Origin of the sequence: Arthrobacter sp. YA7-1 (assembly GCF_025960325.1) — a bacterium.
Lineage (GTDB): Bacteria > Actinomycetota > Actinomycetes > Actinomycetales > Micrococcaceae > Arthrobacter > Arthrobacter bambusae_A.
Map to the genome: position 1 here is coordinate 194,011 of NZ_CP110114.1, position 22,916 is coordinate 216,926.

Here is a 22,916-nt window from a genome sequence, read left to right on the forward strand (position 1 = left end):
TCCGTTCACAGCTAGATGGTTCCGTCCTCCCACCATGTCTTTGAAGGCACAGCAACGGGGTCGACGGTCGAAGTACGCGACATCAAAGGAGATCTCACGTGGCAAAGTTCAATTGGCGGCGAGGCGCAGTGGCGCTGGCCGTAGTACCGCTTCTGGCCCTGGCAGCATGCTCAAGCGGGGGCGGAAAGCCGGCCGACACCGCCAACGCCGCGGGTGGCGGCCAAGCGGCAAGCACTCCGCGGATCAAGGTTGCGCTCATCACCCACGCCGAGGCTGGCGATACCTTCTGGGATATCGTGCGCAAGGGTGCGGAGGCCGCGGCAGCGAAGGACAATGTCGAGGTTCTTTACACGAGTGATGCCGACGCGGGGCGCCAGTCCCAGCTCGTGCAGCAGGCCATTGACCAGAAGGTCGATGGCATCGCGGTCACGATCGCCAACCCGGGCGCCATGAAGGATGTGCTGAAAAAGGCTACCGACGCGGGCATCCCGGTGGTGAGCTTCAACGCTGGTGGGGACGTCTCCGCGCAGATGGGGGCGTTCACCCACTTCGGATCGAACGAGACCCTGGCTGGCGAAGCGGTCGGCGCCAAGCTCGCGTCGCAGGGCTACAAGCACCCCATCTGCGTGATCCAGTCACAGGGACAGGTGCAACTCGAACAGCGGTGCGCGGGTGTGAAGACGAAGGTTCCGGGCACTGAGATCCTTTATGTCAACGGGGCCGATATGACGGCCGTACAGTCCACCGCGACGGCGAAGCTCCAGGCCAGCAAGGATGCCGACGTGATCATCGGGCTCGGCGCACCGATCACCTTGACCGTCATCAAAGCCGTGGCAGATGCCAACAGCCCGATCAAGGTGGCCAGCTTCGACCTGAACCCCGCGCTCGCGCAGGCGATCAACGATGGCAAGGTCCTGTTCACTGTGGACCAGCAGCCGTGGCTCCAGGGCTACATGTCCATTGACGCAATCTGGCAGAACAAGCTTGGTGGTTTCAAGATCGGTGGCGGCCAGCCCGTCCTCACGGGTCCGACGATCGTTGACAAGTCCAACATTTCCGATGTGCTGAAGTTCGTTCAGCAGGGCATCCGCTAATCCGATGATGGTTCAGCTCGCGCGGCATGACTCCCTTGCCGCGCGAGCTGACAGAGAAGGAAGTGTGTTCCATGGCTTTAGTTACTGCCCCGGCACCCAAAACTGCCGCGGATGAGCGGGTCGCGAAGCGGAGCCCGTTGAGCAAGTTGATGGCCCGTCCTGAGGTCGGTGCCCTGGTGGGGGCGGTTGTCCTCTTCATTTTCTTTGCTTCGGTGTCCGGGACGTTTACCCAGCCGAATGCTTTGGCGACGATCCTTTATGGTTCCTCGACGATCGGGATCATGGCGGTGGGGGTGTCGTTGTTGATGATCGGCGGCGAGTTCGACCTTTCCACCGGTGTGGCCGTGATTTCCTCGGCCCTGACCGCGTCGCTTTTCAGCTGGAATTTCTCAATGAATGCGTGGGTGGGGGTGATCATCGCCCTGCTGGTTTCCCTGACGATCGGTTTCATCAATGGGTGGATCCTGGTCAAGACGAAGCTGCCGTCGTTCATTGTGACGCTGGCGACGTTCTTGATGCTTACGGGCCTGAACCTGGCGTTGACGCGCCTGATCGGGGGGTCGGTGTCGTCCCCGTCGATTTCGAAGCTGGATGGTTTCGATTCGGCCCATGCGGTGTTCGCGTCCTCGATCAGCATCGGCGGGGTCGAGGTGAAGATCACGGTGTTCTTCTGGATCTTCCTGGTCGCGGTCGCGTCCTGGGTGCTGCTGCGCACGAAGGTGGGCAACTGGATCTTCGCTGTGGGCGGGGACGCGAACGCGGCCCGCGCCGTGGGTGTGCCGGTGACGAAGACGAAGATCGGGTTGTTCATGGCGGTCGGGTTCTGCGGCTGGATCCTGGGCATGCACAACCTCTTCGCGTTCGACGCGGTGCAGTCCGGGGAGGGTGTGGGCAACGAGTTCCTGTACATCATCGCCGCGGTCATCGGCGGCTGCCTGCTCACCGGCGGGTACGGGTCCGCGGTGGGCGGTGCGATCGGTGCGTTCATCTTCGGGATGGCGAACAAGGGCATCGTGTACGCGCAGTGGAACCCGGACTGGTTCAAGTTCTTCCTGGGCCTGATGCTGCTGCTGGCCACCATCGTGAACCTCATCGTCAAACGCCGCGCAGAGCTGAAGTAGAAGGGCGCAAGAACATGAATGCCAAACAGATCGACCAGCAGACCCTGCTGCGCGAGGAGAAGGACCCGCTGACCCACACCCCCGTGCACCTGCTCTCCCTGGACGCGGTGGGCAAGCACTACGGGAACATCATCGCCCTGCGCGACGTGACCATGGCCGTGGACAACGGCCGCGTCACCTGCGTGCTGGGGGACAACGGTGCCGGCAAGTCCACGCTGATCAAGATCATCGCCGGCCTGCACCAGCACGACGCCGGGGTGTTGAAGATCATGGGGGAAGAGCGGAAGTTCAACTCGCCCCGGGACGCCCTGGACGCCGGGATCGCGACCGTGTACCAGGACCTGGCCGTGGTGCCGTTGATGCCGATCTGGCGGAACTTCTTCCTCGGCTCGGAACTGACCACCGGGTTCGGGCCGTTCAAGTCCATGGACGTCCAGAAAATGAAGGACATCACCCTGAAGGAACTGGCCGAGATGGGCATCGACCTGCGCGATGTCGAACAACCCATCGGCCAGCTCTCCGGCGGTGAACGCCAATGCGTCGCGATCGCCCGCGCCGTGTATTTCGGGGCGAAAGTGCTGATCCTGGACGAACCCACCGCGGCGCTGGGCGTGAAGCAGTCCGGCGTCGTGCTCCGCTACATCCTGCAGGCCCGCGACCGGGGCCTGGGCGTCATTTTCATCACGCACAACCCGCACCACGCCTTCCCCGTCGGGGACCGGTTCCTGCTGCTCAAACGCGGCAAGTCCATCGGCTACTACGACAAGAAAGACATCACCCTGGACGAACTCACCGCCCAGATGGCCGGCGGCGCGGAACTGGCAGAACTCGCCCACGAACTCGAACAACTCGGCGGACACACCCAAGCCCTCAAGGAAGTCCAAGCCGAAGTCGCCGAAGTCACCGACGCGGCATACGAAAGCAACGCCAAGCGCCACTAAGCGCGAACGTCTACAACCTGATGGAGCCACCATGGAAATGCTCATAGCCGGAAACTGGCGCGGCGCCGCCGACGGACGGACCGAGGAAGTCCGCTCACCCTTCGACGGCCGGACGATCGACACTGTCCCCGTAGCGACGGTCCAGGACGCCCAGGCCGCCCTTGACCGGGCCGAGATCGGCGCCCACCTGCAAAGGACCACGCCGGCCCATGTCCGCGTCGACATCCTCCTGCGGGCAGCCGCACTCGCGGATGAACGCGCCGAGGACATCGCCCAGACCATTAGCGCCGAAACCGGGAAGCCCATCACGGAGGCGCGGGGCGAGGCCAGCCGCTCCGGCAACATCATCCGCCTTGCTGCCTATGAGGGAAGCCAGCTGTATGGTTCCACGCTTCCCTTGGACGCAAACGCCGGGACAGGTTTGGACAAGATCGGCTTCACGTTGCGGCAGCCTGTGGGCATCGTCGTCGCCATCACGCCGTTCAACTACCCGGCCCTGCTGGTGTTGCACAAAATCGCACCCGCGCTGGCAGCCGGTAACGCCGTCGTACTTAAACCGGCCCGCGCAACGCCGCTGACGGCGCTGAAGCTGGCACAGTGCTTCGTCGACGCCGGCCTGCCGCCTGAAGCCCTGTCCGTGATCACCGGACCCGGCAGCTCCCTGGGCGACGTGCTGGTGACGGACCCGCGGGTCCGCAAGGTGTCCTTCACAGGCTCCACGAGCACCGGGACGCACATCAGCTCGATCGCGGGCGTGAAGAAGCTGTCCCTGGAGCTGGGCGCTTCATGCCCGGTGATCATCCTGCCGGACGCCGATCTCGAACTCGCCGCCACCGCAGTGGCTGCCGGCGGCTATGTCAACGCGGGCCAGGTGTGCATCTCGGTGCAGCGGGTCATCGTTGACCGTCGCGTCGAGAAAGACTTCCTGGATGCGTTGGTCCCGAAGGTCGAAGCGATTGCCGTGGGCAACCCCAAGGAAGAGGACACCCGGCTCGGCTCGCTGATCTCCGAAGAGGAAGCAGCACGCGTCCACACGTCCATCCTTGAAGCCCGCCATTCGGGCGCCCGGGTCCTCACCGGCGGTGACCGTGACGGCGCCGTGGTGACTCCCGCCGTCGTCGCCGGGGTCGACCCCCGGTCGCCGCTGAGCCGGAACGAATTGTTCGGACCCGCCGTCGCAGTCTCGTCCGCGCAGGACATGGAGAGCGCCATCGCGATGGCGAACGACAACGAGTACGGCCTGGGCGCCGGCATCTTCACGAACGACGTCGCCGGAGCGGTCCAGGCCATGCGGCAGATCGATGCCGGCAACATCCACATCAACTGGTCGCCGCTGTGGCGGGCCGACCTCATGCCCTACGGCGGCTTGAAAGGCAGCGGGATCGGCAAGGAAGGCGTCCGTTCCGCTGTCCAGGAAATGACCGAAGAGAAGACGGTCGTCCTGCACGGGCGCCCCTGGTAACCACGACAACGGGAATAAGGCAATGACCACACCATCGCAGACCATCAGGCTCACCACGGCCCAAGCGGTCATCAAGTACCTGTCCGCACAGTATTCGCTGGCCGACGGCGTCCGCCGCCGCCTGGTCCCCGCAGCCCTCGGCATCTTCGGCCACGGCAACGTGGCCGGCCTGGGACAGGCCTTGGACGAACTGGCCGACGACATGCCGTTCATCCAAGGCCGGCATGAGCAGTACCTGGCCCACATCTCCACCGCGTATGCCAAGGCGAGCCGTCGCCAGGCAGTCCTCGCCGTCACCGCCTCCATCGGCCCGGGCGCGCTCAACCTTGTCACCGCCGCGGGCCTGGCAACCGTCAACCGGATCCCGCTGCTGCTCTTGCCGGGCGACACCTATGCCACCCGGCACCAGGGCCCGGTGCTGCAGCAACTCGAACACCCCACCGAGGCCGATGCCACGGTCAACGACGCGTTCCGGCCCGTATCGCGGTTCTTCGACCGGATCAACCGCCCGGAGCAGCTCCTGACCGCCCTTCCGCAGGCAATGCGCGTGCTCACGAGCCCCACTGACACCGGCGCTGTGGTCATTTCGCTGCCCCAGGACGTGCAGTCCCATGCCTACGACTTCCCGGCCGAATTCTTCGAGCCGCGCGATTGGAAGATCCGGCGGCCGCTGCCGGACCTGGAAGAGGTCGACGACGTCGCCCGGCTCATCCGCTCTGCCGAGCGTCCGGTGATCATCGCCGGCGGTGGCATCCACTACTCCGACGCCCACGCCGCACTCGAGGCGCTGGCGGGACAGACGGGAATTCCCGTCGTCGAGACCTTCGGCGGCAAGGGCGCCGTGACCAAGGACGAATGGTGGCAAGTGGGCGGCGTCGGACTGGAGGGCAACTTCGCGTCCAACACCCTGGTCAAGCAAGCCGACCTGGTCCTGAGCGTCGGCACGCGCCTCACCGACTTCGCCACCGGCTCCCAGTCGATCTTCGAAAACCCGGACGTGCGGTTCGCATCCTTGAACATCGTGGACGCCGATACCCGCAAGCAAGGCGCCACCGGCATCCTCGCGGACGCACGCCTCGGCCTGGAAGCACTTGCCCGGGCCTTGGAAGGGCACAGCACCGCCGAAAACTGGCAGGAAACTGTCCATTCCGAGAAGGCGAAGTGGGCCCCGATCCGATCCCAATGGCTCGACGCCGACACTGCCTACCGCCCCGAAGACCACCCGGACGCGCCGGTCACCGGAGCCGTCCTGACCCAGCCGCAACTGATCGGACTGATGCAGGAGCACGCCCGCTCCGGCGACACCATCATCGCCGCGGCCGGAGGACCCCCCGGCGACCTGCAAAAAGTCTGGGACGCCACGGGCAATCGCAATTGCCACCTGGAATTCGGCTTCTCCTGCATGGGCTACGAAATCGCGGCAGGCATGGGCGTCCGCTTAGCAGAGGGCAACAACGACAACCGCGTGGTCACCTTCATCGGCGACGGCACGTTCCTCATGGCACCCACCGAAATCCTCACGGCGGCCCAGGAAGGACTCAACGTCACGGTGGTCGTCTCCGAAAACCACGGTTACCAGGTCATCCACCGCCTCCAGATGAACCGCATGGGACGCGAGTTCGGCAACGAGTTCCGCTACCGCACCACCGGTGGAAGCGTCGCCGTCGACGACGCCCCCAAGGCGCGGCTGGACGGCGATTACCTCAAGGTGGACCTGCGGCAGATCGCCGAAGGCCTGGGCGCCCTCGCTATCCGGGCAAGCACTGCGGCAGAGGTCCGGGAAGCGCTGGCCTCCACCCGCGACACCCAAGGACCAGTCGTGATCGTGGTGCCAACCGTTCCCCACGTCGACCTGCCCGGCGGCGATGTCTGGTGGGACGTAGCTCCCGCAGAAGTGTCCGGTCAGGAATGGGTCCGCACCCTCCGCGCCGACTACGAGCGGGCAAAGAGCCGCCAGCGGTGGTTCGGATGAACGCCTCGGGCGGCAGCAATTACGACGGCGGACCGCTCGACGGCGGCCGGCTGCGGCGCCGCTTGGCGGCCGGGGAAGTCACAGTGGGGACCTTCGTTGGCATGGCTTCGGCCACCGCGGTGGAAGTGTGCGCCGCTGCCGGCGCGGACTGGGTCCTCATCGATCTTGAGCATGGTTCCGGCGGTGAAGATGCCGTGCGCGACGGTGTCCTTGCGGCCGGAAGCTACGGCGTCCCCACTCTTGTCCGCGTGGAAAGCGGGGAACGGATCCGCATCGGTCGCGTGCTCGATCAAGGCGCGGCAGGCATCATGGTGCCCCGACTGAACACCGTTGAAGAAGCCAAACAAACCGTGAAGCACCTGCTCTATCCGCCCTACGGCGACCGTGGCGTGGCAACCTACAACCGCTCCTGCCGCTGGGGCATGGACAGGGCTCCGCTGAGCGCGGACCGGCAGTCAACCGTCGGAATCGTCCAGATCGAAACCGTCGACGCACTCGAGCACGTCGAGGAGATCGCGGCGCAGGACGGCGTGGATGTCCTCTTCGTCGGACCGATGGACATGTCCTTCGCCCTGGGTGTGCCGATGCAACTGGATAGTAGCGCCTTCCAAGAAGCACTGCAACGGGTGGTCGCCGCCGCGCAGCTGCACAACAAAGCGGCCGGCATCCTCGCTGTGGACGGCGTGGCGGCAGCCAAGTATGTCCGCCAGGGCTTCCGGTTCGTGGCCATCGGCTCGGACTCCACCATTATGGCGGCGGCGTTCCGCGACGCTTTTGACACCGCCCGCAACTGACAAGAATTTTCAATGAGAAAGGCAATAACGTGAGCCAAGAATCCCGCACAGTCGGTGTAGGCCTCATCAGCGTCGGATGGATGGGAAAGCTCCACTCGCGCGCCTACCAGACGGTCCCCTACGCCTACCCGGAGCTCGGCCTGACCACCAAGCTCGTCATCGCGGCGGACACGGCACCGGACCGGGTGGACTACGCCCGCGATGTCCTTGGCTTCGCGGAGGGCACCACCGACTACCACGATGTCCTGAACCACCCGGACGTCGACGTCGTTTCCATCTGCGCCCCCAACTTCCTGCACGCCGAAATCGGCATCGCGGCGGCCAAAGCCGGCAAGCACTTCTGGATCGAAAAGCCCGTCGGACGCGGCTATGAGGAAACCGCAGCCGTGCAGGAAGCCGCCGTGGAGGCCGGCGTCGTGACTTCCATCGGCTACAACTACCGCCACGCCCCGGCAGTAGAGCACGCCAGGAAGCTCATCGCGGACGGGCGGCTCGGCCGCATCACGAACGTCCGCGCCGTGTTCTTCTCCGGGTACGCGTCCGAACCCAACGGTGCGCTGTCCTGGCGCTTTGACCGGAAACTTGCCGGTACCGGCGTGCTGGCGGACCTGTTCAGCCACGCAACGGACCTGTGCCAATATGTAGTTGGGCCGATCGCCGAGGTAACCGCGCTCACAAGCACGGTCTACACGCAGCGCCCCAAACTGGCGATGGGGTCAGGGACGCACTTCGCGGTGATCGAAAACGGTGAAATGGGAGAGGTCGAGAATGAGGACTACGCTGCAGCGCTGGTCCGATTCGGCCCGTTCGCCCGCGGGGCTGGCGCCGTCGGCACCATCGAATCCTCCCGCGTTGCCGTTGGACCCGAATGCGGTTACCAGATCGAGGTCTACGGGACCGAAGGCTCGCTCAAATGGGACTTCGAGCGCATGAACGAACTCAAGGTCTGCCTGGGCCGCAACAACGACGAGCAGGGCTACACCACCGTCAACGCCAGCCCGCGCCATGGGGATTACTCCCACTTCCAACCTGGGCCCGGCAACAGCATGGGATTTGACGACCTCAAGGTCATCGAGGCCAAGAAGTTCCTCGTTGCCGTCACCGGAGGAGCGCAGGAAAACTCCAACATCCACGATGCCGCTTCAGCCGCTGCCATTGTCAGCGCCGCGGAAGCGTCCTCGCTGTCCGGTCAATGGCAGAAGATCGAGGAAATCCACGGCACCACGGCAGCGCGGGCATAACCATGGCACCTCCATCCGCCCGGCGGCCGACGATCATGGACGTGGCAGAACGCGCCGGCGTTTCCAAGTCCTTGGTCTCGCTCGTGCTGCGCGACTCACCGCGCGTCAGCGACGAACGCCGCCAGCGGGTGCTCAAGGCTGTTGAGGAGATGGGCTTCGAGTTGAACCTCGCGGCCCGGTCACTGGCAACACGGGACAGCGGAACCATCGGTGTGCTGGTCAGCGACATGCACAACCCGTGGGCCTTCGACGTCGCCGACGCCGCACGGACCGTACTCGAAGAGGCCGGGCACACCGTCCTCTTCAGTGCGGTCACGGCGGCGGGCAGGGGAGTGGACCAGTCCATCCTGCAGGCCTTCCGGGACTTGCGGGTCGCGGGCCTGCTCGTCGTAGGAACCGTGCCTGACAAAGCACCGTTCAGCCGCGCCGTTTCAGGCGGGGCTGTGGTCTTTGCCGGTGGCGGACCCGACTACATCGACACCGCCGATATCGTGCGAAGCGACGACGCCCTCGGCATGTCCATGGTTGTTGAGCACTTGATCGCCCAGGGACACGAGAACATCGTGCACCTTGGCGGTCTTGGTGGCTCGGTTGGCAGGGAACGCGTGGACGGGTATTCGGCGGCAATGGAAGAGCACGGGTTGGCCCGCTATATCCGCGTGGTCGACGCCGACTTCTTCCAGGAGTCCGGCTATGTTGCCGCGCAACGGGCCCTGGCCTCCCGCTCCGAGCACCAGCGCCCCACAGCGCTGGCCTGCATCAACGACCTCGCCGCATTTGGAGCCATGACAGCTGCCGATGAACGCGGCGTCGAAATAGCCGTCACCGGTTATGACAACATCGCGCTCGGTGCCATGCCGCGCCTGGGACTGACCACCGTCGACCCGGACAGCGCCACCATCGGCGTCACGGGGGCCAAGACCCTCCTGGAACGCATCCATGGTGAAGGCAGCGGGTTCGTCCACCATTCCGTCACGCCCCACTTGGTCGTGCGGAAATCCAGCCTCCTGGGCCTCTAACTTTCTAGACCTATCAGCGGTCGCCATTCCCGGCGCCGCCCACATACCCCTCCACATCTTCAAGGATGACGATGGCTTCCATAACCACACCCCAAATCTTTGTTGCTCTCGGCAGCGTCGAGCCAGACCTCGTGGAACCGCTGCTCTCCGAACACCAGCGGCTCATCCAGGACCCCACCGACGAGGACCTGGCCAACGCCGATGCCGCGATCGTCAGGGCTGCCTACCGCGTGGACCGGGAACTGTTGGACCGCATGCCCGCCCTCAAAGTCATCGCCAGGACCGGCGTCGGAACGGACCTCGTGGACGTCGCCGAAGCCAGCCGACGCGGAATCCCGGTGGTCATCACGCCCGGAAGCAACACCGCCTCGGTGGCCGAAGGCGTGTTCGCCCACCTGCTGGCGCTCGTCAAGAAGCTCTCTCCGCTGACCTCGCTGGTCCGCGAGGGACGCTGGGAGCACCGTGCCGCCGTCGGCGTCGGAGACCTCGAGGGATTCACGCTCGGCATCATCGGCTACGGCCGCATAGGCCGCCGGGTGGCGCGTATCGCCGAGGCCTTCGAGCTGAAAGTCCTGGCCTACGATCCTTTCGCCGAAATCCCCGCCGAGATCCGCTGTGGCACCGTGGAGGAGCTCCTTGCAGGCAGCGACTTCATCACCCTCCACGCGCCCCTGACACCGGAAAACCACAACCTCATCAACGCGGACCGGCTCACGGCCGTGAAGCCCGGAGCGATCCTCATCAACTGCAGCCGCGGAGGCCTCGTGGAGCTCGACGCCGTCCACGAGGCACTACAGTCCGGGCAGCTCTCGGGGCTCGGACTGGATGTGTACGATCCCGAGCCGCCCGCCCACCACGCCTTGTTCGACCACGAAAACGTCGTCCTGACTCCGCACCTGATGGGATTCACCCGTCAAGGCATGGCCCACACGGTCAGGGATGCCGCCCAAGGCGCGGTTGACGTCCTCGCGGGCCGCGCACCCGCCGCGGTGGCAACCCCGTGACCGCTCTGAAGCTGGGCACGTCCCCGTCCGCCATCCAGAACCAACCCACGTCCGGATTTTCCCGGGCAAACCGCTAGAAAGGACCCCACACATGTCCACTGAACGCCCCCTCAAGGTCGCGTTGTTCGGTTCCGGCCGCATCGGGCAGGTCCACGCCCGGAACATCGCCGAGCACCCGGACCTGGAACTGGCATGGATCGCCGACCCTTTCATTGAAGGAGCCCGCACGTTGGCGGCCGGGACCGGCGCTGTCGCCGTCGAGTCAGCCGACGAGGTTTTCGCGAACGGTGACCTTGACGCCGTCGTGATCGGATCGCCCACCAGCACGCACGTGGACCTGATCTCGCGCGCCATGGCGCAAGGCGTGGCAGCTCTTTGCGAGAAGCCGATCGACCTCGACATCGAGCGTGCGCTCGCTTGCCGCGACGCGATCAAGGGCAACAACACGCCCCTCATGCTTGGGTTCAACCGCCGCTTCGATCCCCACTTCGCGGCCATCCAATCGCGCGTCGCGGCGGGGGAAATCGGCCGCCTCGAACAGCTGACGATTATCAGCCGCGATCCCGCACCTGCGCCCGCTGCCTACATCGCCACCTCCGGCGGGATCTTCCGGGACCAGAGCATCCACGACCTCGACATGGCCAGGTTTTTCGTCCCTGACATCATCGAAGTTTCAGCCACTGGCGCCAACATGTTCTGCGACTACATCGAGGAAGCCGGGGACTTCGACTCGGTTGTCATCACCCTCAAGGGCCGCGGCGGCGAGCTGGTCACCATTACCAACTCCCGCCACAGCGCCTTCGGCCACGACCAGCGACTGGAGGCGTTCGGCAGCGAGGGGATGCTCAGCGCAGGCAACGTCACCCCGACGACGGTGCGCAAGTATGGCGCCGCGGGCACCGAAGAGTCTGACGCCTACCTGCCGTTCTTCCTGGAGCGTTACGCCGCGGCTTACCGGAACGAATTGGACAGCTTCGCCAAGGCCATCCGCGCAGGCATCCCCTGCAGCCCGGGGTTCGACGACGGCCTGCAGGCACTCGCCTTGGCCAACGCGGCTGAAGAGTCCGCCCGTTCCGGCCGCGCTGTCAGGATCGAAAATTCGGTCAAGATCGGGCAGCTCTAGCCATGCCACTTCTCCAGGACAAAGTCATCCTGATCAGCGGGGGCACGCAGGGCTTGGGCGCCGGAGTCGCGAGACGCGCGGCGGCCGAGGGTGCAGCCGGGATCGCCGTCACGGGCCGGAACGCGGAATCGGGTGAACGGCTCGCCGCGGAAATCACGGCATCCGGCGTCGAAACCCGGTTCATCAAGACCGATCTTGCCGACGTCGAACAGGCCCGGAACTCAGTGCTTGAGACCATCAGCGTCTTCGGGCAACTCGACTGCGCGGTCAATGCGGCCGGCCTGACCACCCGCGGCACCATGCTGGACACGACGCCCGAGCTCTTCGACGCGCACATCGCAGTGAACCTGAAGTCGCCGTTCTTCATCATGGCCGAAACCATCAAGCATCTTTGTAGCAGGGGTGTGCCAGGAAGCATCGTGAACGTCATCTCGATCGCCGAACTCGGCGGGCAGCCGTACTTGGCGCCGTATGTGGCGGCCAAGGCTGGCCTGGCCGGAGCAACCCGCAACGCGGCGCATGCCCACCGTTGGGACAAAATTCGCATCAACGGGGTGGACATCGGCTGGACCGCCACGGACGGCGAAGCCGAAACCCAGAAGAAATTCCACGGCGCGGGGGCGGACTGGCTGGAGAAAGCCAACGCATCCGTCCCCATGGGAAAGCTCGGACAAGTGGACGAGATCGCCGAATTCATTGTCTTTCTCCTCTCCGACCGGAGCGGTGTTGTCACAGGCTCGGTCATCGACTGGGACCAAAACGTATACGGAGGATCAGATTGAGCACCATCACCCAGCGTCTTGCCGCAGCACCCATTTCCTGGGGCGTTTGCGAAGTCCCCGGTTGGGGCTACCAGCTTGAGGCCGACAGGGTCTTGTCCGAAATGACCGCCTTGGGGATCAGCGCCACCGAGTTCGGCCCGGCCGGATTCCTGCCCGAACAGGCCGCCCAACGTGCGGAAGTGCTGAAGCGGCACAACCTCCAGGCGATCGGCGGCTTCTTCCCGGTCATCCTGCACGATCCGTCCAGGAACCCTTTGGATGTTGTGTCCGCTGAGCTGGACGCGTACGAAGCTGCCGGGGCCAGCGTCATGGTCCTCGCCGCGGAGACCGGCGTCGCAGGTTACGATCAGCGCCACGAGCTCGACGCCGAAGGCTGGGAGCTGTTCGGCAGGAACCTTGACGCAGTGGTAAAGGCCGCCGCGGACAAAGGTATCCAGGCGGTGGTCCACCCGCACGTGGGAACCATGATCGAAAGCACCTCGGATGTTGACCGGGTCCTCAACGACACCGCGGCGAACCTGTGCCTGGACACCGGCCACCTGCTCATCGGCGGCACCGACCCTGCCCTTCTGGTTCGCGACTACGCCTCGCGGATCGGCCACACCCACCTGAAGGACGTGCGCAAGGCCCTCGCGCAGCGGGTCCAGGCCGGCGAGATCTCCTACACTGACGGCGTCAAGGCAGGCATGTACGTGCCCCTGGGACAAGGCGACGTCGGCATCGCCGGAATCGTCCGGAACCTGCTGGACGCCGGTTACGAGGGCTGGTTCACCATGGAGCAGGACACCATCCTGGATTCCGAACCCACCGACGACGGTCCGGTCGGGGACGTCCGCCAGTCGGTCTCGTTCCTGCGCCAGCTCGAAGCGGAAATCGACCGATGAGCGCCGTCCGCTGGGGAGTGCTGACCACGGCACGGATCGCCCAAGGGCGGTTCCTGCCGGCCATGAGCCGGGCCCGGAATGCCGTTGCCTCGGCGATCAGCAGCCCGAACGGAAAGGCGGCCGACGTCGCAGCGCGCTTCGGCATCCCGTCCGCCTATTCTTCCCACGAGGAATTGCTGGCCGATCCAAGCATCGAAGCCGTCTACCTGCCTTTCCCCAACTCGTTGCACGCCGACTGGATTGTTGCGGCTGCCGAAGCTGGCAAGGACATCCTCTGCGAGAAGCCGCTCGTCGCCAACACCCACGACTACCACCGGGTTCTGGAAGCCTGCGAACGCAACGGGGTTAACCTCATGGAAGCGTTCATGTACCGCTTCCACCCCCAGCACCAGAAAGTCCGTGAGTTCATCGACTCGGGCAAGATCGGCGAGCTGGTGTCCATGCACGCCCGCTTCCATTTCGTCATGGACCGAAGCGAAGGCGAGGTCCGCCTCCAGCCGGGAATGGACGGAGGTGCGCTCAACGACGTCGGTTGCTACGCCGTCGACATCATGAACATGGTCATGGGCCGCGCGCCGGAAACCGTCTTCGGCAAAGGCACAAGCCGCACGGACGCGGTGGAAACCACTATGGCCGCGATCCTGGACTATGGGGACGTCCTGGGAACGCTGGACTGCGGTTTCGAGGGCCCGCGCACCAACACGTTCCAGATCATCGGCACGAAAGGCCAGATCACCCTGGACAAGGCCTTCGACCCGGACCCGGGCGAAATTGCCCGCGTTACGGTGTCCTTCCGCGACGGTCGGACTGAGTCCGTCGACATCGGGGAAGACCCGTTCAAGACCGAAATCGAACGGTTCAGCGCGTGGGTGCGCAACTCCGGACCCGAGCTCGTCCAGAGGGAATTGACCGAACAGAACCTGGCCGTCCGCCTGGCGCTCCAGGAATCACTCGCCACCGGCTTGCCGCGGGATGTCAACGACGTTCATGCCGTGGAGCACCACCTACTACAGGAGCAGTAATGACCATCATCAACCACTTCATCAGCGGAACCGAGGCCGCCGGCAGCGGCACGGGCACCAAGCCTGTCTACAACCCGGCCACGGGTGCCGTGACTGCCGAGTTGCGGTTGGCCAACCGCGCCGATTTGGACGCGACGGTTGCCATCGCCAAGAAGGCCGCAGCGTCCTGGGGCGATATTTCGCTGGCCAAGCGCACTGCCGTGTTGTTCAAGTTCCGTGAGCTCGTCGCTGCCCATGTGGACGAACTCGCGGCCCTGATCACCGCCGAACATGGCAAGGTCATTTCCGATGCGAAGGGCGAGATCGGCCGGGGCCTGGAGGTCATCGAGTTCGCTTGCGGCATTCCGCAGTTGCTCAAGGGGGAGTATTCGGACCAGGTCTCCACGGGCATCGATGTCTTCTCGTTCCGGGAGCCCGTGGGCGTCGTGGCCGGCATTACTCCATTCAACTTCCCGGTGATGGTGCCGCTGTGGATGGCTCCGATGGCGATCGCGACGGGCAACGCCTTCATCCTGAAGCCTTCGCACCGCGTCCCTTCGGCCGCGATGTTGCTTGCGAAACTGTTCCGAGACGCCGGCTTGCCCGACGGCGTGTTCCAGGTCCTGCACGGTGACCGTGATGTCATCTCCGGGCTCCTCACGCACCCGGACGTGGACGCCATCTCCTTCGTGGGGTCCACCCCTGTCGCGAAGCACATCCTGGAAGTGGCGACGGCGCATGGCAAGCGGGTCCAGGCGCTGGGCGGGGCAAAGAACCACGCGATCGTGCTGCCCGACGCCGACCTGGACAACGCCGCCGACCACCTGGCCGCCGCAGCGTTCGGTTCCGCCGGGCAACGGTGCATGGCAATCTCCGTGGCCGTCGCCGTCGGCAATGCCGCGGATCTGCTGGTCAAGAAGGTCGAAGAGCGTGCCCTCGACGTCAAGGTCAAGAACGGTACCGACGCCGACGCCGACATGGGCCCCGTGATCAGCCCCGAGTCCCGGGAGTTCATCGTCAAGACGGTGACCGAGGCGGAGCAGGCCGGTGCCGCGATGGTCGTGGACGGCAGGGACCTCGTGGTTCCTGGGCATGAGGACGGTTTCTGGGTCGGCCCCACCGTGATCGACCACGTCAAGACCGAAATGAGCGCTTATCAGGAGGAGATTTTCGGCCCGGTCCTGGTGGTGGTGCGGGTGGAGGACCTCGATGAAGGCATCAGGCTGATCAACTCCAATCCGTACGGCAACGGGACCGCGATCTTTACCTCCTCGGGGGCATCCGCCAGGAAATTCCAACGTTCAGTTGACGTTGGCATGATCGGCATCAATGTGCCGTTGCCGGTTCCCGTGGCTTACTACTCCTTCGGCGGCTGGAAGGCCTCGCTCTTCGGCGACAAGCACATCTACGGCCCCGAGGGCGTCTCCTTCTACACCCGAGGCAAGGTCATCACGTCCCGTTGGCCCGAGTCCGCCCACGCTTCGGGAGCTTCGTACAACTTCCCGTCCAACTAGTCCCCACCGGCGTGGGCCCGGCCTCCCACCCAACTGGCTCGCAGTTAATGTCGTTTTGGAGCCTCATAACGACAACAACTGCCAGCTAGTTGGGTCGACGGGGGTTTCGAAACGGTGGCAGGATCGAAGCATGACTGTGTCGTTCACGTGCCGTACGCATATTGGAATGGAGCCCGGGGAACTCTTCGATCTCGCCCGCAACGTCGACGCCCACGTTGGCTCCATGGCCAAGTCCCGGGAACGTGCGGTTGCCGGCGTCGTGTCCGGACTGCTCTCGGAAGGCGACGAGGTCACCTGGCAGGCCTGGCATTTCGCGGTACCCCTGCGGATGAGCAGCCGGATCACCCGGTACCGCTTTCCGGAGTCGTTTACGGACGAGCAAGTGCGGGGACCCTTCCGTTTCTTCCGGCACGTGCACGAGTTCCTTCCCGACGACGGCGGCACGCTCATGATCGATCGCGTCGAGTTCGCGGCGCCCTTCGGCGTCGTGGGCCGGCTGGTGGAGAAAGCGTTCCTGGGGCGATACCTGCAGAATCTCATTGGGCAGCGCAACGAATATCTTGCCCGCAACAGTGCCGCCGCATGATCAGGGCGGCACGGCCGGACGAACTTGAACGACTCCGCGGGATCGAATTCGCCGCGGGGGAGATCTTCCGCTCTTGCGGCATGGACGCCATCGCCGACGACGAGCCCCTGACCGTCACGGAGCTGGCGATCTTCCAGTCACGGGGCGGTGCTTTGGTCTTCGCCGACGCATCAGACGTTCCGGTGGGCTATCTCCTGGTTGAACACCTCGACGGAAATGCGCACGTGGAGCAGTTGAGTGTCCACCCGTCGCATGCGCGGAGGGGTCTGGGGAGCGAACTGCTCGACGGTGCCGAAAAGTGGGCGCAGGCCGAGGGCCTGGAGTGGCTCACCTTGACCACTTTCCGCGATGTTCCGTGGAATGCGCCCTACTATCGCCGACTGGGTTTTGAGGACTTGGAACCGGAGCTGTTGGACGACGGACTCCGGGGCATTCTCGAGTGCGAGGGTTTGGTGGGCCTGAGTCGTTGGCCGAGGATCGCCATGCGGCGGCGCGTCAAGTCAATCCTTGCCCAAGCCGATTTCGTCAGTTTGGATTGACAGATCCATGCTGTCAGTTCAAACTGACAGCATGGATGGTGATGAGCTGACTTCCCATATCGCGGCGGCGGACCCGGCAATTGGCCTCCGCGCCGTTGGCGCCCTGCATCGCCTGGCTGAAAAGGTAGAGGCCACCAATGTGGCCCTCGCGCGGCAGCAGGGCTGGTCCTGGGAACAAATCGGTGACGCCTTGGGCGTCTCCAAGCAGTCGGTCCACGCCAAATACGGAAAGTGAGCCTGCCATGTTTGAACGATTTGCCGGCGAAGCAAGAACTGCTGTCCATGCCGGCGCCGAGGAAGCCAAACGCCGTGGAGACCGGAGAATCGGAACGGACCATCTGCTGCTGGGGCTGCTCCACGACCCCGAGAGCTGCCGGACTTTGGAGACGGACCTCGAATCCGCCCGCGCCCAGCTCGACACCCTCGACCAGCAGGCGCTGGAATCCGTTGGCATCACGCTGGGCGACTTTGGTGCCCTGAATACGCCGAAGGGAAGCAGCCGGACTACCTTCACCTCGGCAGCCCGCTCAGTCATTCAGGAGTCACTAATACTGACCACCCGGGAGAGGGCCCGCAGGATCACCACGCGGCACCTCATGCTTGGCCTGCTGGAACGGCAGGTACCGGATCCGGCTGCCGTCCTGCTCCATAACCTGGGCGTTGATACGGCGGCCCTCAAGGCCCGGCTCCGGAATCCGGGTTCTTAGGCGAATGCCCCGCCCCTACCCCGCAACCAGCTCAACCTCGTAGCCGTCTGTATTCACCAGATAGGCGGCGTAGTGGTCGGGCCCGCCTGCGTGGGGATACTTGCTTTCGAACATCTCATACCAGCCCGAGTCGGCGCCGAGCTCCCGGAGCCGGTCAACGCTCTCTCTGGTGCCGGCATGGAAGGCGAGGTGGTTGAGGCCAGGTTCTGTTCTTCGGTGGGTGCTTCCCGTGAGCGCCGTGGACTGTTCGATCACGATGTACGTGCCTCCGAGTTTCCAGCTACACCCCTCGGGCCACTCCTGGAATTGTTCGTAGCCCAGTTCGGCCAACAGCCAGCCCCACTCTTCCTGCGCACGGTCGATGTGGGGTACCCAAATCTCTACGTGGTGCAGCGCACCCACTGGAATATCGGCCATGCGCAGAGTCTACGTTTGCGGGGCGCCCGCGGGAATGCCGGGCAACTCCACCACGAACGCCGCACCGCCCTCAGGCGCTACCCGCACACTGATGCGGCCGCCCACCCGCTGCACGATCCTTGCCGCGATGGACAAGCCCAGTCCGCTTCCAACCGGCCGTTCTCCGCTGTACCTTGCAAAGAGCGCACCGCGTTCGAACGCGACGGCGGCATCCGCCTCCGTGAGGCCAGGGCCGCCGTCGCGCACTTCAACGGTGAGCCCGCTCCCGGTCGCGTAAGCGGCGAGCACAACCGGAGCGCTTTCGGGTGTCACGCGCAGTGCGTTTTCCAGCAGGCCGTCCACCACTTGGCGCAGCCGCTGGCCGTCGCTGCGTATCGGCAATGGCCCAAGAGGCAGTTCGAGCCGCCCCGCGATCCCGTTCTGGATGCACACCGCCTGCCAGGCTTGCCAGCTCTCGCGCAGGATCAAGGACGCGTCCACAGGCTGCAGTTCCACGCGGAAATCATCTGACTCAAGCCGTGCCAATTCCAGGAGGTCGCGGACAAAACGGTCCAGGCGGTTCGTTTCGGCCACGAGGGTCTGCCCGACCCCGCTCACGTCGTCGCCGCTGACCACACCGTCGGCAAGCGCCTCGGCGTAGCCCCGTAGCGCGGTGAGGGGTGTCCGGATTTCATGGGAAATGGAGAGCAGGAACTCGCGTTGGCGCCCCTCGCTGGTCCGGAGTGCGGCGTCGAGGGCAGCCAGTGCCTGCGAAACCTCCACCACTTCGGCCGGGCCGCCGGGCGCCACCGCCACGGATCGTTCTCCGGCGGCAAGCCGATGGGCCGAATGTGCCGTGCGTACCAAGGGCCGGCTCAACCATTGCGCCAGAAGGCCACCGGCCACGATGGCGAACACAAGGCAAACCGCGAGGGCAACCAGCATACGGCTCAGCAGGGGAGCGGCGGCCGCGCGGATTTCGGACACCGGCTGCGCCAGTACCACGCCACCGCCGGCCGCCAACGGCCGGGCCTCAAGGACCACGGTGTTCTGCGGACCGTTCACCGATGTCGAGACCGATTTTCCGGCCAAGACATCCGCTACAGTCTTCGCATCCACCAGCCTCGCCCCGCCGCCACTCACTCGGCCGTCGGTACTGATTTGCGCTAACCTCGCGCCGTGCGTGAGCAGGTCTGCGCGAAGGTCCTGCAGGCTGCCAAGGCTTGATTGCTTGCTCAGGGAATCGGCCTCGACCGCGAGGTACTTCTTGGCTTCGTCCACGGCCGTGGCGTTGACCAGTTGCGCCGCCAGAAGGCCGGCAAGCAGGACGGCGACGGTCGCGACGGCGGCGATCACCGCCGTCGTGCGCCCCGCCAGCGTGCCAAACCAGCGCCTCACGTCGGTTCCCCGGCCGAGGGACGGGGGCCGGACGATGGGGAAGCCCCTGCCGAATAGCCGACACCGCGGCTCGTCGCGATGGGGGAGTGCCCGCCGAGCTTGGCGCGGAGCTGCGCGATGTGCACATCCACTGTCCGTCCGGCGGCGTAGCTGGCCTGCCCCCACACGGCGGACAGGAGCTGCTCACGGGAAAAGACCCGGCCGGGCTGGGCCATGAGATAGGCGAGGAGGTCGAATTCGGTGGCGGTCAGCGTGAGTTCCTCGGTTCCCGCGCGTGCGGTCCGGTTCAGCGGATCCAGTTCGACACTGCCCAGCACCAGCGGCTTGGGCCGTGGGGTGCCTTCGGTCCGGCGCAGGACCGCCTTGACCCGGGCAACCAGTTCGGAGGGCGAAAACGGCTTGGTGAGATAGTCGTCAGCGCCGAGTTCCAAGCCAAGGACGCGGTCCACCTCCTCATCGCGGGCCGTGACGAACAGCACGGGCGTCCAATCCTCGGCCTGCCTCAATTGCCTGCAGAGCTCGATCCCGTCCAAGCCGGGTAGCCCGACGTCGAGAATCACCGCGACCGGTTTGAGCCGCTTGATCTGTGCCAGCGCGGAAATACCGTCCCGCTCCACGTGGACGCCGAAACCTGCGCGTCCCAGATAGAGGCGCTGGATATCGGCAATTGCCTGTTCATCCTCCGCAATCAGCACCAATCCGCGGCTCTCTTCCATGCGTCCATTCAACAGCAAGGACGGGGTGCCTGGAGTGTCATCGTCAGCCGGCGGGGACGGTTTTACATTCCTCGAACATTGGCCGAACAGTCAGTTCATGCGGCCGGACCAGAGTGTTGTGAAGAGCGCCGGCGGATCGACCACCGGCCGGAACAAAGGACACGAACCATGAACAACACCATCCCGAGCCCCGGTACCCCCGTTGAGGGCCGCAAGCGCACCAAGGCCCGAACCGTCGTCGTCGGCGTCCTTGCGGCAGGCCTCCTGCTGGGCGGCGGCGTGATCGCTGCCAACGCGGCTACCTCAAGCGGCACAAGCACGACGGCGGCAGCTACCTCCCAGCCGACAGCGGCGGCTGCCGTCGCGGCCAAAACGGCACTGGCGCGCCACCCGCTGGCGGTTGGCCTGCGGTTCTTCGTCAATGGGGACAGCAGCAAGCCGACCTACGGCCAGCGCGCCGCGAAAATCGCCACCTTCATCCTCGACAAGCGCCCGAAGCTGGCCGCAAAGCTTCCAGCCGCGCTGCAGGCGGACCTGAAGGCGCTGAAGGATGCGGCGGCGGGCGACCGGGTCGCGAAAGCCACCCACATCAGGGACACCGCATTGAACGGCGGTTACGGCCCGAAGATCCAGGCGCAGGCAAAACGGATGCAGGAGGAGAAGGCCGACCGCAAGGCCTGAAGGACAGGGCCTTGAACGACGGCAAGGCTGGTTGTTTGCAGCGATACCGCTACCAAACAACCAGCCTTGCCCCGCCGGCGCGGGCCGCCCGCAGCCCGCGCCCGCAGTCTGCCTAGGCCGGGACGGGGTCCCTGCCCGAACCCGCCGCCACGAGGTTGCCATCGTCGAACGGCATTTCGTCCAGGTCGATCAACGGGTTGGTGTCCTGGGTGGCCACTAGTTCGCGGGCCTCGGCCGGGGTGTCCACGCTCGGCATGGAGCCCGGGAGCGGGCGCTGCGCGGATTCACGCAGGAAGTAGATGGCGATTGCGCCGACCACCGACGTGCCCATGAGGTAATACGCGGGCATCATGTCGTTGCCGGTGCCCTGGATCAAAGCGGCCACAATGAACGGCGTGGTGCCGCCGAAGATCGCTACGGAGAAGTTGTAGGCGATGCCCATTCCCCCGTAGCGGCTCGAGGTCGGGAACAGTGCCGGCAGTGCAGAGGCGAGGTTTGCCACGTAGAACGTCACCGGGAAGGCGATCAGGGCCAGACCGGCAAGCGTGGACCAAATATCGCCGATGCCGATCAGCAGGAAGGCCGGAACAGCGAACACGACCGTGCTGATGGCACCGATCCACAGGACGGGCCGGCGGCCGATCCGGTCGGAGAGCTTGCCCGTCAGCGGGATGCAGACTGCCATGATGACCAACACGGGGATGGTCAGCAGCGTGCCGTGAATGGGGTCGTAACCCTTGGACTCGGTCAAGTACGTGGGCATGTACGAAGTCAGCATGTAGCCCACGGTGTTGGCGGCCGCCGCAAGGATCATGGCGAGGATAATCTGGCGCCAGTAAGCCTTGACGATGCCGATGGGGCCCTTGGCTACTGCGGCGTCGCTGGCTGCGGCATCCGCGGCGAGGGCTTCCTGTGCGTCCAACGTGGCTTGGAACTGGGGTGATTCCTCGATCTTGCTACGGAAGTACACGGCGATGACGCCGAGCGGACCCGCGATGAGGAACGGCAGCCGCCAGCCCCAGTCCTCCATGGCCGACTGGCCGATGGTGAGCTGCAGGATGGACACCAGGGCCGCACCAAGGGCGAAGCCGATGTACGAGCCCATATCGAGGAAGCTCGCAAAGAAGCCGCGGCGCTTGTCCGGAGCGTATTCGCTCACGAACGTGGTGGCGCCGGCGTATTCGCCGCCCGTCGAGAAACCCTGGACGAGTTTCAGGATGACGAGGAGTGCCGCCGCCCAGATACCGATTTGTGCGTATCCAGGCAAGAGTCCGACGGCGAAGGTGCTCGCAGCCATCAGCAGGAGTGTTGTGGCGAGCACCTTTTGGCGGCCCACCTTGTCACCTAACCAGCCGAAGACGACGCCGCCGAGCGGCCGCGCCACGAAGGTTGCGGCGAAGGTTCCCAGCAGGAACAAGGTCTGCACGGACTTGTCGGCCTCGGGCAGGAAGACTGGCCCCATCGTGGTGATGAGGTAGCCGAACACGCCGACGTCGTACCATTCCATGGTGTTGCCGACGATCGTGCCGCCGAGTGCCTTTTTCAGCATGGGCTGGTCAACGACGTTGACGTCGGATACCTTGAGTCGACGGCGTGTGGGAAGTTTCAATTTTGAGGCACCGCGTGGGGCGGTCTTGCTCGTTGCAGCAGCGTTCCTAGCGCCTGCTGAAGAGTCGGTAATGCTTCGGTCTGTGGGCATTTGTGTTTCTCCTAGGGAGATCATTTGCTTGCGACATACAGCTGCTCCGCTCTGGGCAGGGTTTCAATTTTACGCGAGATTCGCCGGATCTTAGAGTCGGGCTCCGAATTTCGGGGCCGTTCCGGGCCCTTTCGGACGCAAATGTCTGACATCCATGTGCCGCCTGCAGCCCCGGAATCACGCGGATTTTCCGTGTTCAAGGCCTTCGTTACCAAATTGTTTGGTTCAGGACCGCCAAATGC

At 64.9% G+C, this 22,916-nt stretch carries 23 protein-coding genes; 19 read left to right on the forward strand and 4 right to left on the reverse strand.

The features are described 5' to 3' along the window. The first annotated feature begins 98 nt into the window (after nt 1-98). From OIT41_RS00930 to OIT41_RS01015, 18 genes are all read left to right on the forward strand, one after another. Nucleotides 99-1,094: a substrate-binding domain-containing protein gene (locus tag OIT41_RS00930; protein WP_078106906.1), complete on the forward strand. Its 996-nt coding sequence runs from the start codon at nt 99-101 to the stop codon at nt 1,092-1,094. 71 nt (nt 1,095-1,165) lie between these two features. Beyond that, nucleotides 1,166-2,215, forward strand: coding sequence for an ABC transporter permease (locus tag OIT41_RS00935; protein ID WP_264637195.1), 1,050 nt, complete (start codon nt 1,166-1,168; stop codon nt 2,213-2,215). Nucleotides 2,216-2,229: 14 nt separating this feature from the next. Next, on the forward strand, nt 2,230-3,156 hold the full coding sequence (locus tag OIT41_RS00940) for an ATP-binding cassette domain-containing protein (protein ID WP_264637196.1): 927 nt from the start codon (nt 2,230-2,232) through the stop codon (nt 3,154-3,156). Between the two features lie 31 nt (nt 3,157-3,187). Then, nucleotides 3,188-4,618: an aldehyde dehydrogenase family protein gene (locus OIT41_RS00945; RefSeq protein WP_078106892.1), complete on the forward strand. Its 1,431-nt coding sequence runs from the start codon at nt 3,188-3,190 to the stop codon at nt 4,616-4,618. Nucleotides 4,619-4,640: 22 nt separating this feature from the next. Next, the gene (gene iolD / locus OIT41_RS00950) at nt 4,641-6,590 is read left to right on the forward strand and encodes a 3D-(3,5/4)-trihydroxycyclohexane-1,2-dione acylhydrolase (decyclizing) (protein ID WP_264637197.1); all 1,950 of its coding nucleotides are present in this window, start codon (nt 4,641-4,643) and stop codon (nt 6,588-6,590) included. Further along, nucleotides 6,587-7,384 (forward strand): HpcH/HpaI aldolase family protein, encoded by a 798-nt coding sequence (locus OIT41_RS00955; RefSeq protein WP_264637198.1) that lies wholly within the window; start codon nt 6,587-6,589, stop codon nt 7,382-7,384. Before iolD ends, OIT41_RS00955 begins: the two co-directional genes overlap by 4 nt. Before the next feature lie 29 nt (nt 7,385-7,413). After that, a complete protein-coding gene (locus OIT41_RS00960) occupies nt 7,414-8,625 on the forward strand; it encodes a Gfo/Idh/MocA family protein (RefSeq protein WP_264637199.1) in 1,212 nt (403 codons plus the stop codon). 2 nt (nt 8,626-8,627) lie between these two features. Further along, entirely contained in the window at nt 8,628-9,644 is a 1,017-nt protein-coding gene (locus tag OIT41_RS00965) for a LacI family DNA-binding transcriptional regulator (protein WP_241707224.1), read from the forward strand. A gap of 71 nt (nt 9,645-9,715) precedes the next feature. Then, a complete protein-coding gene (locus tag OIT41_RS00970) occupies nt 9,716-10,648 on the forward strand; it encodes a hydroxyacid dehydrogenase (RefSeq protein ID WP_264637200.1) in 933 nt (310 codons plus the stop codon). A gap of 91 nt (nt 10,649-10,739) precedes the next feature. After that, nucleotides 10,740-11,771, forward strand: a complete 1,032-nt coding sequence (gene iolG / locus OIT41_RS00975; RefSeq protein WP_264637201.1) for an inositol 2-dehydrogenase — start codon at nt 10,740-10,742, stop codon at nt 11,769-11,771. 2 nt (nt 11,772-11,773) lie between these two features. Next, nucleotides 11,774-12,553: an SDR family oxidoreductase gene (locus OIT41_RS00980; protein WP_264637202.1), complete on the forward strand. Its 780-nt coding sequence runs from the start codon at nt 11,774-11,776 to the stop codon at nt 12,551-12,553. Continuing rightward, nucleotides 12,550-13,437, forward strand: a complete 888-nt coding sequence (locus OIT41_RS00985) for a sugar phosphate isomerase/epimerase family protein (protein ID WP_264637203.1) — start codon at nt 12,550-12,552, stop codon at nt 13,435-13,437. Before OIT41_RS00980 ends, OIT41_RS00985 begins: the two co-directional genes overlap by 4 nt. Continuing rightward, on the forward strand, nt 13,434-14,459 hold the full coding sequence (locus tag OIT41_RS00990) for a Gfo/Idh/MocA family protein (RefSeq protein WP_264637204.1): 1,026 nt from the start codon (nt 13,434-13,436) through the stop codon (nt 14,457-14,459). The genes OIT41_RS00985 and OIT41_RS00990 overlap by 4 nt, the downstream gene beginning before the upstream one ends. Next, nucleotides 14,459-15,952 carry a CoA-acylating methylmalonate-semialdehyde dehydrogenase gene (locus OIT41_RS00995; protein WP_241707230.1) on the forward strand — a complete coding sequence of 498 codons (1,494 nt, stop codon included), beginning with the start codon at nt 14,459-14,461 and terminating at the stop codon, nt 15,950-15,952. The genes OIT41_RS00990 and OIT41_RS00995 overlap by 1 nt, the downstream gene beginning before the upstream one ends. Before the next feature lie 130 nt (nt 15,953-16,082). Beyond that, complete coding sequence (locus tag OIT41_RS01000) at nt 16,083-16,538, forward strand: SRPBCC family protein (RefSeq protein WP_264637205.1); 456 nt, start codon at nt 16,083-16,085, stop codon at nt 16,536-16,538. Next, on the forward strand, nt 16,535-17,077 hold the full coding sequence (locus tag OIT41_RS01005; RefSeq protein WP_264637206.1) for a GNAT family N-acetyltransferase: 543 nt from the start codon (nt 16,535-16,537) through the stop codon (nt 17,075-17,077). Before OIT41_RS01000 ends, OIT41_RS01005 begins: the two co-directional genes overlap by 4 nt. Nucleotides 17,078-17,108: 31 nt before the next feature. Next, nucleotides 17,109-17,312, forward strand: coding sequence for a helix-turn-helix domain-containing protein (locus OIT41_RS01010; RefSeq protein ID WP_264637207.1), 204 nt, complete (start codon nt 17,109-17,111; stop codon nt 17,310-17,312). A gap of 7 nt (nt 17,313-17,319) precedes the next feature. Continuing rightward, a complete protein-coding gene (locus tag OIT41_RS01015) occupies nt 17,320-17,784 on the forward strand; it encodes a Clp protease N-terminal domain-containing protein (RefSeq protein ID WP_264637208.1) in 465 nt (154 codons plus the stop codon). Between the two features lie 15 nt (nt 17,785-17,799). On the opposite strand, the gene OIT41_RS01020 is transcribed toward OIT41_RS01015, so the two are convergent. Genes OIT41_RS01020 through OIT41_RS01030 form a run of 3 tightly spaced genes read right to left on the reverse strand, consistent with a single transcriptional unit; the run spans nt 17,800 to nt 20,294 of the window. Further along, the gene (locus tag OIT41_RS01020) at nt 17,800-18,201 is read right to left on the reverse strand and encodes a VOC family protein (RefSeq protein WP_264637209.1); all 402 of its coding nucleotides are present in this window, start codon (nt 18,199-18,201) and stop codon (nt 17,800-17,802) included. A 9-nt stretch (nt 18,202-18,210) separates the two neighbouring features. Continuing rightward, on the reverse strand, nt 18,211-19,578 hold the full coding sequence (locus tag OIT41_RS01025) for a sensor histidine kinase (RefSeq protein WP_264637210.1): 1,368 nt from the start codon (nt 19,576-19,578) through the stop codon (nt 18,211-18,213). Further along, nucleotides 19,575-20,294 carry a response regulator transcription factor gene (locus OIT41_RS01030; RefSeq protein WP_264637211.1) on the reverse strand — a complete coding sequence of 240 codons (720 nt, stop codon included), beginning with the start codon at nt 20,292-20,294 and terminating at the stop codon, nt 19,575-19,577. Before OIT41_RS01030 ends, OIT41_RS01025 begins: the two co-directional genes overlap by 4 nt. A 168-nt stretch (nt 20,295-20,462) precedes the next feature. Here OIT41_RS01030 and OIT41_RS01035 point away from each other — a divergent pair, with 168 nt between their 5' ends. Further along, nucleotides 20,463-20,975 (forward strand): hypothetical protein, encoded by a 513-nt coding sequence (locus OIT41_RS01035; RefSeq protein WP_264637212.1) that lies wholly within the window; start codon nt 20,463-20,465, stop codon nt 20,973-20,975. A gap of 112 nt (nt 20,976-21,087) precedes the next feature. On the opposite strand, the gene OIT41_RS01040 is transcribed toward OIT41_RS01035, so the two are convergent. Beyond that, nucleotides 21,088-22,674 carry an MFS transporter gene (locus OIT41_RS01040; protein ID WP_264637213.1) on the reverse strand — a complete coding sequence of 529 codons (1,587 nt, stop codon included), beginning with the start codon at nt 22,672-22,674 and terminating at the stop codon, nt 21,088-21,090. Nucleotides 22,675-22,916 lie beyond the last annotated feature (242 nt).